The 16124-nt window shown below is 42.7% G+C and carries 12 protein-coding genes; 4 read left to right on the top strand and 8 right to left on the bottom strand.

All coding sequences use genetic code 11. The features are described 5' to 3' along the window. The gene (locus HKX39_RS08480; RefSeq protein ID WP_171680891.1) at positions 1–1587 is read left to right on the top strand and encodes a GDYXXLXY domain-containing protein; all 1587 of its coding nucleotides are present in this window, start codon (positions 1–3) and stop codon (positions 1585–1587) included. A gap of 60 nt (positions 1588–1647) precedes the next feature. On the opposite strand, the gene gluQRS is transcribed toward HKX39_RS08480, so the two are convergent. Then, positions 1648–2547, bottom strand: a complete 900-nt coding sequence (gluQRS, locus tag HKX39_RS08485) for a tRNA glutamyl-Q(34) synthetase GluQRS (protein ID WP_171680892.1) — start codon at positions 2545–2547, stop codon at positions 1648–1650. A gap of 149 nt (positions 2548–2696) precedes the next feature. Beyond that, the gene (locus HKX39_RS08490) at positions 2697–4154 is read right to left on the bottom strand and encodes an RNA-binding domain-containing protein (RefSeq protein WP_171680893.1); all 1458 of its coding nucleotides are present in this window, start codon (positions 4152–4154) and stop codon (positions 2697–2699) included. A gap of 375 nt (positions 4155–4529) precedes the next feature. On the opposite strand from HKX39_RS08490, the gene HKX39_RS08495 reads away from it, so the two are divergent. Next, positions 4530–5720, top strand: a complete 1191-nt coding sequence (locus HKX39_RS08495) for an acetylornithine transaminase (RefSeq protein ID WP_171680894.1) — start codon at positions 4530–4532, stop codon at positions 5718–5720. Between the two features lie 15 nt (positions 5721–5735). Continuing rightward, entirely contained in the window at positions 5736–5981 is a 246-nt protein-coding gene (locus tag HKX39_RS08500; protein WP_171680895.1) for a hypothetical protein, read from the top strand. Between the two features lie 99 nt (positions 5982–6080). Here the strand turns inward: HKX39_RS08500 and HKX39_RS08505 are convergent, their stop codons facing one another. The 6 genes from HKX39_RS08505 to HKX39_RS08530 form a co-directional block, all read right to left on the bottom strand. Continuing rightward, entirely contained in the window at positions 6081–8075 is a 1995-nt protein-coding gene (locus HKX39_RS08505) for a UDP-glucose:protein N-beta-glucosyltransferase (protein ID WP_171680896.1), read from the bottom strand. Positions 8076–8233: 158 nt separating this feature from the next. Further along, entirely contained in the window at positions 8234–10249 is a 2016-nt protein-coding gene (locus HKX39_RS08510; RefSeq protein WP_171680897.1) for an acetyl/propionyl/methylcrotonyl-CoA carboxylase subunit alpha, read from the bottom strand. A 15-nt stretch (positions 10250–10264) separates the two neighbouring features. Beyond that, complete coding sequence (locus HKX39_RS08515; RefSeq protein ID WP_171680898.1) at positions 10265–11872, bottom strand: carboxyl transferase domain-containing protein; 1608 nt, start codon at positions 11870–11872, stop codon at positions 10265–10267. A 29-nt stretch (positions 11873–11901) separates the two neighbouring features. Next, positions 11902–13083: an acetyl-CoA C-acyltransferase gene (locus tag HKX39_RS08520; RefSeq protein ID WP_171680899.1), complete on the bottom strand. Its 1182-nt coding sequence runs from the start codon at positions 13081–13083 to the stop codon at positions 11902–11904. Between the two features lie 33 nt (positions 13084–13116). Next, positions 13117–14295 carry an isovaleryl-CoA dehydrogenase gene (locus tag HKX39_RS08525; RefSeq protein WP_171680900.1) on the bottom strand — a complete coding sequence of 393 codons (1179 nt, stop codon included), beginning with the start codon at positions 14293–14295 and terminating at the stop codon, positions 13117–13119. A gap of 153 nt (positions 14296–14448) precedes the next feature. Continuing rightward, on the bottom strand, positions 14449–14832 hold the full coding sequence (locus tag HKX39_RS08530; protein ID WP_171680901.1) for a MerR family transcriptional regulator: 384 nt from the start codon (positions 14830–14832) through the stop codon (positions 14449–14451). A gap of 187 nt (positions 14833–15019) precedes the next feature. Here HKX39_RS08530 and HKX39_RS08535 point away from each other — a divergent pair, with 187 nt between their 5' ends. Further along, a complete protein-coding gene (locus HKX39_RS08535; RefSeq protein WP_171680902.1) occupies positions 15020–16081 on the top strand; it encodes an MBL fold metallo-hydrolase in 1062 nt (353 codons plus the stop codon). Positions 16082–16124: the final 43 nt, after the last annotated feature.

Here is a 16124-nt window from a genome sequence, read left to right on the forward strand (position 1 = left end):
TTGTTTTTATTATGGATGACCACGCAAGCGACGGCGATTGTTGTTGCTGGGATTGTCTTGTTGAGTGGGTTTGAGGATAGTGTTTTTCCGATGGGACTCTTGTTGTCTGGTGTCGCATGGGGTCTCTATCGAGAATCTATTCGCCAAAGGGATAAAGAAACGCAAGAAATCGTAGCACAAGCCCTTATGCTAAGCGGTTTGGGGTGTATGTTGTTGGATGTATTTGTCCTCAACCCTTATGGCGAGAGCTTTTGGATAAAAAAAGTCTGCTTACTCTTATTGTTGGGCGTGGTATTCTGGCAGATAAAGGCTTTTTTAATTCGTATGATGAGTTTGGTAGCATTTTGGGTGTTACTGACCGTCATGAGTTTGGATTTTACGCATTCTTTAGATTCTATATGGTTTACCCAAAGTGTACTGTTTTTCTTGGTTGCGTTGATGAGCTTGTGGAGTGGATATCGCTTGACACAAACGCCAAGAGCCGTACCATCAATGCAAGCGCACAGCTTACGTGGCTTACTGTCACCGATGATGTGGGGTGGGTTTATTTATCTATTTGGCAGCGGTATTCTTTTCTCCTCAATGATGGGTATGGTATCGCCAGATACGGTTGCTACCAATGAAGCTCACTTCTTTTCTCATGAGGTGAGTATGTGGGTGCAAATGACTGGTGGTTTATATCAGCAGTTCATTTGGCAAAAATTCAGCGCCTATTTATTTGCTTTGAGTCCAGCCTTATTGGCTTATGGTCTAAGGAGTGAGTTCCCTGCTCGTCTGCGTTGGATAAGTGTGCTGGTGCTATTAGGATTGGGAGGGTTATGGATTGACCATCCACAGATTATCCTTTGTCTGGATATGCTGTTATTAGCGTATTTCTTGTGTCAACAGGGACTATTTTGGGTAGGGATTGTGGGTATTTTGGTCTCGTTGAGTATGCTTTATTACTCTTTGGAGAGTAGTTTACTGAATAAATCCTACTTTTTACTTGGTATTGGCACGGTCTTATTAGTCATAGTGGCGATGATTTTTGCACTCACAAAACCTCGTACTGCGCTTGAGTCATCACGCTTAGGTCTATGGCAAGGTGCTGGCAAAAGAGTGCTAATAGCGACCGTCATTACCCTCGTGGGGGTGCTAGGGCTTGCCAATTACAGTATAGATAATAATGAGCGCATTTTACGAGAGGGTCAGCCGATTATTCTGGCGTTGGCGCCCTTGGATCCTCGATCTATTATGCAAGGTGATTATATGGAGTTAAATTTTGCCCTGCTTAATGATGTGGATGTGGATATCAATGAGAGTCGATATGCGTATCTGTATTTAAAAGAAGATGCGCAGGGCGTGATGCAGATGTGTCATTCGAGTGCGATACAAGAAGCGAGTGTCGATTGCCCGAATGCTATTTGGATTAAGGCAAAAAGAGGGGAATGGCAATGGCGTCTGAGTACCCATCAATACTTTTTCCCAGAAGGATTGGCGAGTTATTTTGAGCAAGCTCGCTATGGTGAATTCCGCCGAGCAGAGGATGGGACGATATTGCTTAAGCAGTTATTGGATGAGAAATTACAGCCACTCACCAGACCGTGAGTGGTTAGTGTTGGATTTTGTGTCTATAAAAGCTTTTTGCGACGGGTAGAGGTACTCGTACTACGAGAGTGATGGCAAGAATCTTTTCGCCCATTTTTCGGTCGCGGATGCCCAAAAGCTCTCTACCGTTGAGCAAGGAAAAATCTCAAATCCCAGTGCCAACCAAGCTTGTTGAAGGCTATGGAGCGCATTATGCATACTAATGGCTGGTGCATGGTTTTGTTTGGAAAGTTTACGCCCTTGCTCATCGAGGATAAGAGGGACATGCATATAACGAGGGTGTGTTAGACCGAGATAATCAGCAATACAAAGTTGGCGCTGTGTCGAGTCCAATAAGTCCTGTCCTCGTACAATATCGGTAATGCCTTGATCTCCGTCATCGATAACCACCACTAGCTGGTAGGCAAACAAGCCATCGGCACGTTTGATAATAATATCGCCAATATCTTGTTGCGGGTTTTGCTGCTGATGACCTAACCAGCGGTCTTTAAAAAGCACCTCTTTATCGGGCATTTGTAGCCTCCAAGCACGCATAGGTTTATCAGTACCGTGACGACAAGTCCCAGGATAGGGGTATTGACCATTAGCGTGTAAACCGAGCGCAATAGCACTATCGGCGATTTCTTTGCGGGTGCAGGCGCAACCATAAATAAGCTGTTGTTGACGTAGTTGTGCAAAGACTTCTTCATATCGCGCAAGGCGTTGTGATTGCCAGATAACGTCACCATCCCAATGCATACCAAGCTGCTGTAGTTGTTGCATAATCAGTGCATCCGCACCCTCGACTACACGAGGCGTATCAATATCTTCGATACGGAGTAGCCACTGACCTTGATGTGCGCGTGCATCAAGATAGCTTGCCATTGCTGCGACAAGCGAGCCATTATGTAAGGGTCCACTAGGACTGGGTGCAAAACGACCAATATAAGGAGACATAATGGGGAAAGAGGTAGTCTGCATAGACAATCAATTATTATTTAAGTAGTTGGTTAAGCAACGGTTAAACAAATTCAATTCTATAACTTATTGATTTTATTATAATAAACTATTTTTCTTGATGAAAAGTAGGCTTTTGGTTAAGCAACGGTTAAACAAATTAATTGATTGAACTAGCTCCATATCGGAATATATTTCTTGGCTTTGGAGCCAGCCTCTTGATCAAAAATTTTAATAAGCATTTTTTCTTGTGCTTCTTTGATGATTTTGCTAATCATTGCACTACTCACCGCATTACCAAAACGCTCTCTCAAACTTGCATTACTCATCTGCTCACGATTGATATATTTAAAAACACAGTGCCAGTAACAAGCGCGCAAACGTTCCTCCTTAGTAATATCTGAAAAGGGACGATAAGTAAATAATACGGCTTTTGTATAGTTCCCTAAGTCTTCAAAATAAGGTGCTGGCATTTGATTAAGCTCAATTTGTAAGATGACTTTATCAATACCTGTGCCACGCTCCTCACAGATATCTAATCTTCGCATCAATGCAGCTAAATGTTCATTACGGCTACATGGTGGTTTATCCATAAAACGATCTACCTCGACTAAAGGTGAACCTGTATTGGTAATTTCCAAGCGATGTGAGAAAATTTCAATCATTGGCGATGTACCAGAGATATTGAAATCTTGATGAATAAGAGCATTAGCCACTAATTCGCGCAATGCAATTTCAGGATAAGTATTCATCTCTTTGCGAAAGGTTAGGCCGACTTCCTCATAAGAGGGGAGTAGTGCTTTTATGCTTTGCATAATCTGCTCAAAGTCAACGGCATATCCCGCGAGACTGTTAATTTCTTTCTCAGTCGTGAATTTATTATTCCCTTGGTAACGAATAATGCGTACTGCTTTTTTGGCTAAATGGTCAAAATCAGATAGACGTTTGGCAAATAAAATGGCTCCTAGGTTGGTAATATCCCACAGTCCTGCATTATCAATAATTAATTTATCATCTTGTAATTTTGCTAAAATCCCTTGTTGTGTATCAGGTAATGGTTGTTTGGTCATATCAAAATATTTGACAAATTCAAGCAGTTGAAGCACTTTTTCACCATTTACAGATTTGAGTGCTATTTGCTTTTCAAAGGGGATACGATCCAAAATACGCCACAGTTCTCGCTCTTTTTCTGAAAAATCACGCAGTTTTTTGGTGTAAGAGCCAATACGAATGTATTCTGTTCCATCAAATCTTACAGGTTTATGGACAGCGGCTTTAATTTCTAAAATAACGACATTAAAACCTTGATATTCAAACTCCCAAAAGTGAAAGTCAATCTTCGGCTCAAGTTTTTGCAATAACCAGCTTTCTAGTTCTTGTTGTTTGTGTTTGGTTGTAGAGGGTTGAAAATCTGTCCCCACGATTTTATGATCCGCATCGTCTATTCCCCAAATCATATAAGCAGATACTTTGCCTAATAACGCAGCACTATTGGCAAGAGCAGAAATATCTTCTCCAACCATTTTGGGATCCTTATTATTGATTTTAAACTCAACCCATTCATTTTCTTTGGGTAATTTAATCAATTCATCAGTTAAATACTGCAATTGGCGGATATCTTTATGGTTCATTCACATTCTCTTTAATGTAAAAGGCAATTTATTGGCTAAGCAACGGTTAAACAAATTCAATTATATAACTTATTGATTTTATTATAATAAACTATTTTTCTTGATAAAAAACAGGCTTTTAGTTAAGCAACGGTTAAACAAATTGAGCTACTATAGCTGATTGAATTATATTAGTTATTTGTTTTACTTCGCTCATAAAATAAATTTTTGGTTAAACAACGGTTAAACAAATTCAATTTTATAACTTATTGATTTTATTAAAATAAACTATTTTTCTTGATGAAAAGTAGGCTTTTGGTTAAACAACGGTTAAACAAATTCAAAATTTTAATCCCCACAAAATGCTAAAATAAATTTTTCAAGAGGAGAAACCCCATGACCGTGAATTTCGCTGATACTCAGTCTTTAATGGACATTACTGCACGTCCTGAAATCGTCTTTGTCAAAGGCGAAGGTTCGTGGTTAGAAGACCATAATGGTAAGCGCTATCTTGATGTGATTCAAGGTTGGGCAGTGAACTGTTTGGGACATAATCCTCCCGCTATTCGAGAGGCTTTAAATCGACAATCAGGCTTGTTAATCAATCCATCGCCTGCGTTTTACAATCAACCTTCTTTGGAGTTAGCTTCTCGTTTGACCAAAGCGAGTGTATTTGATCGTGTGTTTTTTGCGAATAGTGGTGCTGAAGCCAATGAGGGGGCGATTAAATTAGCACGCAAATGGGGACAGAAAAAACGTAATGGTGCGTATAAAATTATTACGATGAATCATGCGTTTCATGGTCGTACCTTAGCGACCATGTCAGCTTCGGGTAAAGAAGGATGGGACAAAAAATTCCCGCCGCAAGTGGACGGTTTTCCAAAAGCTGAATTAAATGATTTGGATTCTGTGCGTGCTTTAATTGATGAACAGACAGTCGCAATTATGCTAGAACCTGTACAAGGTGAGGGTGGTGTGATTCCTGCGACTAAAGAATTCATGCAAGGTTTGCAAGCGCTTTGTAAAGAGCATAACTTACTTTTTATTGTGGATGAAGTACAAACCGGTTACGGCCGTTGTGGTGAGCTATTTGCTTATCAACACTATGGGGTTACGCCAGATATTATGACACTCGGTAAAGGGATTGGTGGTGGAGTACCACTGGCGGCTTTGCTGTCGCGTGAAGAGGTTTCAGTCTTTGAATATGGCGATCAAGGGGGGACGTATAACGGTAATCCATTGATGACAGCGGTAGGTGTCGCGGTATTCGATACTTTAATGGCCGATGGCTTTATGGATAACGTAAAAGCGCGTGCTACGCAATTATCAGAAGGTCTTTTAAAACTTTCAGCTAAATACGGAATGAAAGGTGAGCGTGGTGTGGGATTACTACGTGCCTTACTCTTAGACGGTGATTATGGTAATGAATTAGTACTAGCGGCTCGTGAGGCCTTACCAGAGGGCTTGTTACTCAATGCACCACGTCCAAATTTATTACGCTTTATGCCGGCCTTAAATATTACGAGCGAAGAGATTGAGTTAATGTTGACTCGTCTTGACGATTTAATCGCAAAAGTTCGTCCATAAGGCTCAATGATGGAAATGAAGCAACAGAATCGTCCCCGTTTTGATACTAATGGGTGGAGAAGGCTCGCTGACGGGCGAATCCAACATATTAGTGGCATTGAGTTTATGCGTGTTCCAGACGGTGATGTGCAAATTCTGAAAGATTCTCTACCCGTATTTATTCAAAATCTTAAAAAAGAAGGTGTTGAAGTAGAGATGGCAGAGAAATTGCTTTTAAAACTCAGCGTACAGGTGAAAGAGCTTTTCTTTGGTCTGCATTAATTCATCTATCGTTTTAAATAGTAAATGCTCCCATTGTTTAGGTTTGAAACAATAGGAGCATTTTTGTATGAAAGGTAAATGAACCTCTCTGTGAACCTATTACACTTCTAAAGAGGTTTGAGAGTCACTTGCTTTTTTGCTAGTGCTACTCGCTTTTTTAGGCGCACTTTTTTTGGTGGCTGCTTTTTTAGGCGTTGCTTTTTTAGTGACAGCTGTTTTTTCTTCAGTAGCAGTCACAGCATCCTTTTGTTCTAAAGTATTGACGCGTTTTAATAATTCCTCTCCTAAAGGCGAAGCATTGCCCGTAAATAGTTTATGTAGGCCGTTATTTTCGATAATATGACGACGTAGTGCAATACGTTCTTCGTGGTTTTCGGCAAGACGAACCGCATGCTCTACATATTCATCTACTGTATTCGCAATTAACCACTCAGGTAAGCCGAGTCGTTTAAATAGACCTTCATCAATATGCTCATGTACCTCAGGACCTGTTTTACAAATACCGACTAGACCTAAAGTAACCATATCAATGATGCCATTGGTATTGCCAAATGGGAATGGGTTAATCATCATATCGCATTGATAGAGTTTACGTAGATATTGATCGTATGGTAAGTGATGATATACCGAAGCATCTTCACCTAAGAAAGATTTAATAAAGCGCTTGATATAAGGGTGTGTAATACCGATAGATTGACCTAGTGCAAAGTGGAAATGCACTTTGACTTTTGCACGGTTGCGAATCACTTTACACGCTTCTAGGAAGTATGGGTTAAGCTTCATTGTTGTTGAGGCGATACCAATATGCACAACTTCTGGTTTTTCAATCAAGCGGTATTCTACTTTATTAGGTGCTAACGCCGATGGTTTGTAAGGTAAAGCATCTTTGGGTAAACGAATAAGCTGTTCACTAAAGCAATCTTCTGAACCGACATAATCATCTTCCACAATAACGTACTCAATAAAATCAGAATGCGTGGTGGCTGGGTGACCTAAGGCAATGGCTTGGATTGGCGCTAGACGAGTATTACTTGCAAAAATGGTTTCCAAGAACATACCAATGCTTGGCATATATAACACAGCGGCTTGGTATTTTTCGCAAATTTCTCGAACGAACTTCAATTGCTCAAGAACATTGGATGATGGAATTTGGTGGAACTCATGGAAAACATCGCGCCCCGCTTGATCCACGGAGTCTTGACCGATACCAATGATATGGAATTTATCGCGCGCAGCCTCCATAGAAGTTGAGTGCGTACGATAAATAGAGTGTGTAGCATGAAAATGCTCTAATAAAACTACCATGACAGGCTTGCCATTAGTTTTTCCAATGACACTGACATCACGGTCTTGCCATCCATTCTTGAGTAGATATTTGCGGATGATGCCGTTGAGTGATTTTTTGACTAGATGCTTATTGGCATCAATATCATAACTACAATGCATATACACATCGTGGGAGATGGCAGAGGGTAAAGCAGTTAAATCATCTAATTGATTAAGCTTTTCTGGGAGCCATTTAAGGATGTTATGACGTTTGTTAAAAGCGATTGGAGTGCCGATAAAACGCGGAGATTGTAGCGCAAAACATAGTGCAGCACACAAGTATGCAGAACCATTCCAGATAGCGTCAAGATTAATATTGACGGTAGATTCTGGTAAATACATAATGCAGAACTTAACCCATACACTGAGTTGGTTTGGAATATGTAATTGACCGTCAGGAGTTTTGGTCAAATAGTGAGATAAGATATGGTCTGCATTGACATAGGGTGAGGTAGCAAAGATTAAGGCTAACCAACGTTGACGAATGAGAATATCAATACCTTGTTGATACGTTAATTCTAAAGCAGGATTTGTAAATAGCTCGGTAATGAGATTAGCGGCTTTAGTGCAGAAATAAATGGTTTGCTCTTCCGTCAATTCAGGAACATTTAGCTGACTAGGAAAGCTATATTCGATATTTTGAAGTGCACCAAAGTTTGCATCTAAGGTGATTAATAGTTTAAGAAACTGTTGGGTTGCTTCAGGGAGATTATTCTGTGTAAGTGCTTGCTCAAAGGCATGTAAACTGGCAGCTGGTGTTGTTGTCATAATCAAAATACATAGTAATTGTTGTAGATACTCTTATCATACCGTTTCAGCTATGATAGAACTAGTAAAAAAAGTAATGATTAACACTTTTTAACAGGCTATAAATGGACATATCCTCTCTGGGGCAGAGAGGATATGAGGGATGAATAGAAAGGAGGTTATTCAGAAAGCTTGATGAGTTCTGCGCCATCAGAGACTTGATCACCGACGGCATAGAAGATTTCTTCGATTTTACCGTCAGAAGGGGATGTAATCGTATGCTCCATTTTCATCGCTTCCATGACTAGCAAGGTTTGACCTGCTTTCACTGTATCGCCCGTATTGACGGCAAGTGAAATAATCTTACCTGGCATTGGAGCAACTAAACCTCCACCATGGGCTTGTTCGTCGGCAGAATGATGTAAGTCGTCAGGTAGTTGAAGATGAGTGACTTGACCTTGATCAAATAGATAAGCGTCTTCACCTTGAACAATGACGCTCATACTTGAGTTAACACCTGCTAAGCAGACTTGAGTTGCAAAACGTCCATCATTTTCAGTAACACGCCAAGTAAAGGCATGAGATTGTCCATTAAGGGTCAATGTCCATTCCTGTCCTGAACGAGCAAGTTGTACGATGCAATCAGTTTCTCCATCACGTAGATGAATGGTTTCATTAAAGACCGAAGCAACACGCCAAGTATCGTTTAAGTCCCAAGGGTCAGTAGAGTGTTGTTGTTGATGCGATGAAGGTGTCATTTGACCACGCTTACTTAATAAAGCAGCAACTAAATGGGCAACACTTGTGACTGAAGCTGCTTGAGCTTTAGGTAATAATTGCTCCGTATTTTTCTCAATCAACCCTGTGTCCAAATCGGCACTTGTAAAGGCATTATTTGAGAATAAACGACCTAAGAAAGCAATATTAGTATTAACGCCCACTACTTGGGTATCTGCTAAGGCTTGCTTCATACGAGCGATAGCTTGTTCGCGATCCTTACCCCAAACAATCAGCTTGGCAATCATAGGGTCATAGAAAGGTGAAATGGTATCGCCTTGACGTACACCACCATCTACACGAGTTCCTTCGTTAATCTCGAATTTAACGTGTTCAGGGAGATGTAGGTAATGTAATTGACCAATAGAAGGCAAGAAACCTTTTTCAGGGTTCTCTGCATAAATACGTGACTCAATCGCATGTCCTTTGATTTGTAGGGCAGCTTGTGTGACGGGTAGTGGTTCTCCGGCAGCGACGCGTAATTGCCATTCGACAAGATCATAGCCTGTAATCATTTCAGTCACTGGGTGTTCTACTTGTAGACGGGTATTCATTTCCATAAAGTAGAAACGACCATCGGGTTCTGCAATAAACTCAACAGTACCTGCGCCGACATAGCCAACAGCTTTAGCGGCGGCAACAGCAGCTTCGCCCATTTGTTGACGACGTTCTTCGGTCATCCCCGGTGCAGGGGCTTCTTCGATAACTTTTTGGTGACGACGTTGTACTGAGCAATCGCGTTCAAAAAGGTAAACCGTATTGCCTTGACTATCCGCAAACACTTGAATTTCAATATGACGAGGTTTGCTTAAATAACGCTCGACAAGGACACGATCGTCACCGAAGCTACTGATGGCTTCGCGTTTGCAAGAGCTGAGAGCATCTTTAAACTCTGCTTCAGACTGTACAATACGCATGCCTTTACCACCACCACCGGCGCTGGCCTTAATTAAGACAGGATAGCCGATACGGTTGGCCTCTTGTTGTAAAAAGTCCGGGTCTTGATTTTCACCGTGATAACCCGGAACAAGCGGTACACCAGCTTTTTCCATGAGTGCTTTAGCAGCAGATTTGCTACCCATTGCAGCAATAGAAGAGGCAGGGGGGCCAATAAAGGTAATGCCATTGTCAGCACATGCTTGAGCAAATGCCTCATTTTCTGATAGAAAGCCATAGCCAGGGTGGATGGCTTGTGCGCCTGTTTTCTTAGCGGCTTCTAGAATGACATCTGCACGGAGGTAACTTTGACGAGGCTCTGAACCACCGATATAGACAGATTCATCGCATGCGGCAACATGAGCGGCATTGGCATCGGCATCAGAATAAACAGCAACAGTACGAATACCCATTTTGCGAGCAGTTGCAGCAACACGACATGCAATTTCGCCACGGTTAGCAATGAGAATTTTAGTAAACATAAGGTGGCTCTCCTATTAGATACGGAATACACCAAACTTGGTGTCTTCGATAGGTGCATTAAGGGCTGCAGATAGGCTAAGGGCGAGAACGCGACGCGTATCAGCGGGCTGAATAATGCCGTCGTCCCATAGGCGTGCAGACGCATAGTAAGGGTGACCTTCGACTTCGTATTTGGCACGAATAGGCGCTTTAAACGCTTCTTCCTCTTCGGCTGACCATGTTTCGCCTTTTGCTTCGAACTGATCACGTTTAATGGTGGAGAGGACGCTAGCGGCTTGTTCGCCACCCATTACCGAGATACGTGCATTTGGCCACATGTAAAGCATGCGAGGACCAAAAGCACGGCCACACATGCCGTAGTTACCAGCACCGAAAGAACCGCCAATTAAGACAGTAAATTTAGGCACAGAGGCTGTGGATACGGCAGTCACCATCTTAGCACCATGGCGGGCAATTCCTTCGTTTTCATATTTGCGACCGACCATAAAGCCTGTAATGTTTTGTAAGAAAACAAGAGGAATTTTGCGCTGGCAGCATAATTCAATAAAGTGCGTGCCTTTTTGAGCGGCTTCAGAGAATAAAATGCCGTTGTTGGCAATAATACCGACAGGCATTCCATGAATATGTGCAAAGCCTGTGACTAGTGTTGTTCCAAAGCGTGCTTTAAATTCATCAAATTCCGAACCATCAACGATACGAGCAATGACCTCACGTACATCAAAAGGCTTACGAGTATCCACAGGGATAATGCCATTGAGCTCTTCGGGGTTGTATAAAGGCTCTCGTGATGGAATAAGACGTAAAGGAATATCTTTCTTGCGATTTAAGCGAGCCACCGCTTCACGCGCTAGTTCTAAAGCATGTAAATCATTATTGGCTAAATGGTCTGCTACGCCAGATAAACGAGTGTGGACATCACCACCACCAAGGTCCTCAGCGGAGACGACTTCACCTGTCGCTGCTTTGACCAACGGAGGTCCCCCAAGGAAAATAGTTCCTTGATTTTTGACGATGATAGATTCGTCACTCATCGCAGGGACATAAGCACCACCTGCGGTACATGACCCCATTACCACAGCAATCTGTGCAATGCCGAGAGCGGACATTTGGGCTTGGTTAAAGAAAATCCGTCCAAAGTGTTCGCGGTCAGGGAAAACCTCATCTTGGCGAGGTAAGTTAGCGCCACCAGAATCGACGAGATAAATACATGGTAGGCGATTTTGTTGGGCGATTTCTTGGGCACGTAAGTGTTTTTTGACGGTCATGGGATAGTATGTACCGCCTTTGACGGTTGGGTCATTACATACAATCATGCATTCTATGCCAGATACGCGACCAATCCCTGTGATAATGCCTGCACCAGGTGCTTCGTCATCGTACATGCCATGTGCGGCTAATGGTGAGAGTTCCAAGAAGGCACTACCGGGGTCTAATAATCGCTCAACGCGCTCACGGGGTAACAGTTTCCCGCGAGCGGTATGTTTGTCACGAGCGGATTGACTACCTCCTAATGCCGTTTTATTAAGTTGAAGCTTTAAGTCATCTACTTGAGCTTGCATACTTGCTGCATTATCTATGAATGCTTGAGAGCGAGTATTAATTTTTGATTGAATAACTGGCATAGTCTATCCCATTGTGTTTGTGAGTACAGTTAGTACATTTCGACAGCAAGTGCTACGGCTTCGCCACCACCAATACAAAGTGTTGCGATACCTTTTTTGCCACTTGTTTTGCGTAATGCACCGATAAGTGTTGTGAGAATACGGGCACCAGATGCACCAATTGGATGTCCAAGTGCTGTCGCGCCTCCGTGAATATTGACTTTAGCGTGGTCAAGGTTTAACTCTTGCATGGCAGCCATTGTCACCACGGCAAAGGCTTCGTTGATTTCGTAGAGATCAACATCGTCTTTGGTCCAGCCAGCCTTGTCTAGACACTTTTGAATCGCGCCGACAGGGGCTGTGGTAAACCATGCTGGTTCGTGAGAGTGCTGGGTATGTGCGACAACGCGGGCAAGAGGTTTAACACCGAGTTTCTCTGCGGTTGAGGCACGCATTAATACTAATGCGGCGGCACCGTCTGAGATAGAGGAGGCATTAGCCGCGGTCACTGTGCCGTCTTTTTTAAAGGCTGGACGTAGGGTAGGGATTTTTTCTGGTTTAGCTTTTGTGGGTGCTTCGTCTGTATCAACCACGACATCTCCACCACGACCGGCAATAGTCACAGGGGCAATTTCCCATGCAAAACTACCGTCCGCAATCGCTTGATTGGCACGACGGAGAGATTCAATCGCATAAGCGTCTTGTTGCTCGCGCGTGAATTGATACTTGTCAACGCATTGCTCAGCAAATACGCCCATAGCGGTACCGCGTTGGTAAGCATCTTCTAGACCATCTAATGCCATATGGTCGTAGACAGTAGAGTGACCATAACGGTAACCTTGACGCGCTTTAGGTAAAAGGTATGGGGCATTTGACATGCTTTCTTGTCCACCGGCAACGATAACGTCTGCACTACCTGATACCAACATATCATGTGCTAGCATAACGGCTTTTAAGCCTGAACCACACACTTTGTGAATCGTTAAAGCACCTACACTTTTAGGCAGACCTGCACCAAGAGTTGCTTGGCGGGCTGGTGCTTGACCTTGACCGGCTTGAAGCACGTTACCCATAATAACGTCTTGAACATCTTCACCTTTGATACCCGCACGTTCAACGGCAGCTTTAATCGCGATAGCCCCTAGTTCATGAGCAGCTAAGCCTGACAAACTACCAAGCATAGCGCCCATGGGTGTACGAACGGCGGAAACAATAACAACGGGATCTGACATATTTAATCCTTTTTAAAAACCTTAAACTATTGACTATTTAGTTTCGTTAAATAATTCACGACCGATGAGCATACGACGAATTTCACTCGTACCTGCACCAATCTCGTATAGTTTAGCATCACGCCATAGACGTCCGACAGGGTATTCATTAATGTAACCATTACCCCCTAAAATTTGAATACCTTCGCCTGCCATCCAAGTCGCTTTCTCTGCGCAGTAGAGAATGACCGCAGCACAATCTTTGCGTACTTGGCGGACATGGTCAGCGCCTGCCTTGTCTAAGTTCTTGCCAACGGTATAGCAGAACGCACGGCAAGCTTGTAATGCCGTGTACATATCGGCAATTTTGCCTTGAATAAGCTGGAATTCACCAATCGATTGACCAAATTGTTTGCGGTCATGGATGTAGGGGACAGCAACATCCATGACGGCTTGCATGATGCCAAGTGGGCCACCTGATAAAACGGCGCGTTCATAGTCTAATCCACTCATTAAGACTTTAACGCCACCGTTTAATTCGCCAAGAATATTTTCTTCGGGTACTTCACAATCTTGGAAAACTAATTCACCGGTATGACTACCACGCATACCCATTTTGTCGAGTTTTTGTGCGATAGAGAAACCTTTGAAGCCTTTTTCGATGATAAAGGCTGTAATGCCTTTAGAATGTGCCTCAGGTTCTGTTTTGGCATAGACGACTAAGGTGTCTGCATCTGGACCATTGGTAATCCACATCTTGCTACCGTTAAGAACGTATTTATCACCTTTTTTCTCTGCGCGAAGTTTCATGCTGACGACATCAGAGCCTGCCCCAGGTTCTGACATCGCTAATGCACCAATATGTTCACCAGAAACGAGTTTAGGTAGGTATTTTTGTTTTTGTGCTTCGGTACCGTTACGATGGATTTGGTTAACACAAAGATTGGAGTGTGCGCCATAAGATAAGCCAACAGAGGCGCTAGCACGAGAGATTTCTTCCATGGCAATCATGTGAGCTAGATAGCCTAAGTTGGTACCACCATATTCTTCAGATACAGTAAGACCTAATAGACCCATATCACCGAATTTTTTCCATAAATCCATAGGGAATTGATCTGTACGGTCGATTTCTTGGGCGCGGGGCGCAATTTCTGCTTGTGCAAACTCATAAATAGCGCTGCGTAACATATCTAGGTCTTCGCCTAGGTCGAAATTTAAACCCGGTAAGTGCATATTAAATCTCCTAGTTTTAAAGGACGGTAACTATCCAAAAAGTCAGTGTCCTGAAATGGTGAGGGGTCAAAAAGGGAAATTCCCTTTTAATCAATCTATACGACGGTTGTATTTTACCTCTTGCTTTACGTTAACGTAAACTTAGGGTTTTCCTTAGGTTAGGTTTTTTAAGAGCGTCAAACAATGTTTTTCTTGCTCCTCCATTTCGGCAAGAGTTTGTTCTAAGTCGGTTTTTTGTTGAAGGAGCTGGTTTTTATGGGTTTGTAGGGCATCAATATAGGTTTTGAGCTGTGTTGCTGTGCTACCTGGACCGTCATACATATCGATAAGATGACGAATTTCGCTCAGCGGAAATCCCAGACGCTTACCACGTAAAGCAAGTTTTAAGCGTGTACGATCGCGATGAGTATAAATTCTCTTTTGTCCTTCACGGATGGGATCAAGGATTTGATGATCCTCGTAAAAGCGTAGGGTGCGTGGAGTAACATTAAATTCTTGGGATAATTCTGAGATAGTCCACGTTTTGTCTTTTGCCATAATTGTATGAAAATTTATGAGTGAATCAAACCTTACGTTAACGTAAACCTTACTATGGTTAATGTGGATTGTCAAGCATATAAGAGCTGTTATATGCTCATTTCTAAATAGATAGATAAATCACTAAGATGCTACTGTATGTCGAGTTTTCAAATAGGTGTCGGTTTGATTTTCAAAGGAGAGTGTGGTGAATCAAAATGAATTAAAACTTAGCTACCCATTTGAGGGTTTAGAGCCAGAGGCTGGTTTTGCGCTAGAGGTAGTGCCAGGCGTAAAGTGGATTAAGATGCCTCTGCCTTTTGCTCTTAATCATATTAATTTATGGTTGATAAAAGATGAATTCCAAGGAAAAAAGGGTTGGGCAATTGTGGACTGTGGGATTGCAAAAGACCCTGTTAAGGCCTTATGGGAAGAGGTCTTTAAAAACGAGTTAGAGGGACAAGTTGTTACGCGAGTGATTGTGACACATATGCACCCTGATCATGTTGGGCTAGCTGGTTGGCTTTGTGATAAATGGCAGGCACCTTTGTTTATGAGTATGACTGATTATATGGTGTCACGGTTATGGACGGCTAATGCTGTGGCGGGCGCGGGGACAGGGGGAGATATGGCGGTGGCACATTTTGCGCGTCATGGTCTAACAGACACTGAGTCTCAGGAAAAAATTCGAGCACGTGCGGCATATTATCCGGGTTTGGTATCGACACCTCCTGCGGCATATCATCGATTAATGGATGGGCAATCTTTGCAAATTGGTACGTATCAATGGCAACTTATTTCGGGTTATGGGCATGCACCAGAGCATATGGCATTGTATTGTCCCGCTTTGAATGTTTTAATTTCTGGGGATATGGTACTCCCAAAAATCTCCACCAATGTCAGTGTTTTTGATTATGAGCCAGAGGCAAACCCACTCCCTCTTTATGTAAACTCTTTGACGAAATATCAACATTTGCCCGAAGATGTTTTTGTGCTGCCCTCTCATGGTCGTCCTTTTAAGGGTATTCATGAGCGTATTCGTCAGCAACAAATTCACCATGAGGAGCGTCTTGCTGAAGTATTAGCGATGTGTGAGCAACCTATCTGTGTGAGCGAGGTAGTGCCTAAGATGTTTAAGCGAGAGCTAGATTTGCATCAATTGACCTTTGCGATGGGTGAGGCTTTAGCTCACTTGCATGCTTTGTATTTTGATGGAAAGGTGGAGCGTGTACTAGGCGAGGATGGTATTTATCGTTTTATGAAGATATAGCCCGGCCAACGATTATCTGATGGTTTTTTAATTTGCAAAACCT

It is taken from the genome of Pelistega suis, from assembly GCF_013133795.1.
In the GTDB taxonomy this organism is placed as follows: Bacteria; Pseudomonadota; Gammaproteobacteria; order Burkholderiales; family Burkholderiaceae_B; genus Taylorella; species Taylorella suis.

Coding starts and splice junctions, on each gene's coding strand:
- HKX39_RS08490 (WP_171680893.1), bottom strand. CDS start 4,154: ATGAACCATAAAGATATCCGCCAATTGCAGTATTTAACTGATGAATTG.
- HKX39_RS08510 (WP_171680897.1), bottom strand. CDS start 10,249: ATGTTTACTAAAATTCTCATTGCTAACCGTGGCGAAATTGCATGTCGT.
- HKX39_RS08505 (WP_171680896.1), bottom strand. CDS start 8,075: ATGACAACAACACCAGCTGCCAGTTTACATGCCTTTGAGCAAGCACTT.
- HKX39_RS08500 (WP_171680895.1), top strand. CDS start 5,736: ATGAAGCAACAGAATCGTCCCCGTTTTGATACTAATGGGTGGAGAAGG.
- HKX39_RS08520 (WP_171680899.1), bottom strand. CDS start 13,083: ATGTCAGATCCCGTTGTTATTGTTTCCGCCGTTCGTACACCCATGGGC.
- HKX39_RS08495 (WP_171680894.1), top strand. CDS start 4,530: ATGACCGTGAATTTCGCTGATACTCAGTCTTTAATGGACATTACTGCA.
- HKX39_RS08515 (WP_171680898.1), bottom strand. CDS start 11,872: ATGCCAGTTATTCAATCAAAAATTAATACTCGCTCTCAAGCATTCATA.
- gluQRS (WP_171680892.1), bottom strand. CDS start 2,547: ATGCAGACTACCTCTTTCCCCATTATGTCTCCTTATATTGGTCGTTTT.
- HKX39_RS08530 (WP_171680901.1), bottom strand. CDS start 14,832: ATGGCAAAAGACAAAACGTGGACTATCTCAGAATTATCCCAAGAATTT.
- HKX39_RS08525 (WP_171680900.1), bottom strand. CDS start 14,295: ATGCACTTACCGGGTTTAAATTTCGACCTAGGCGAAGACCTAGATATG.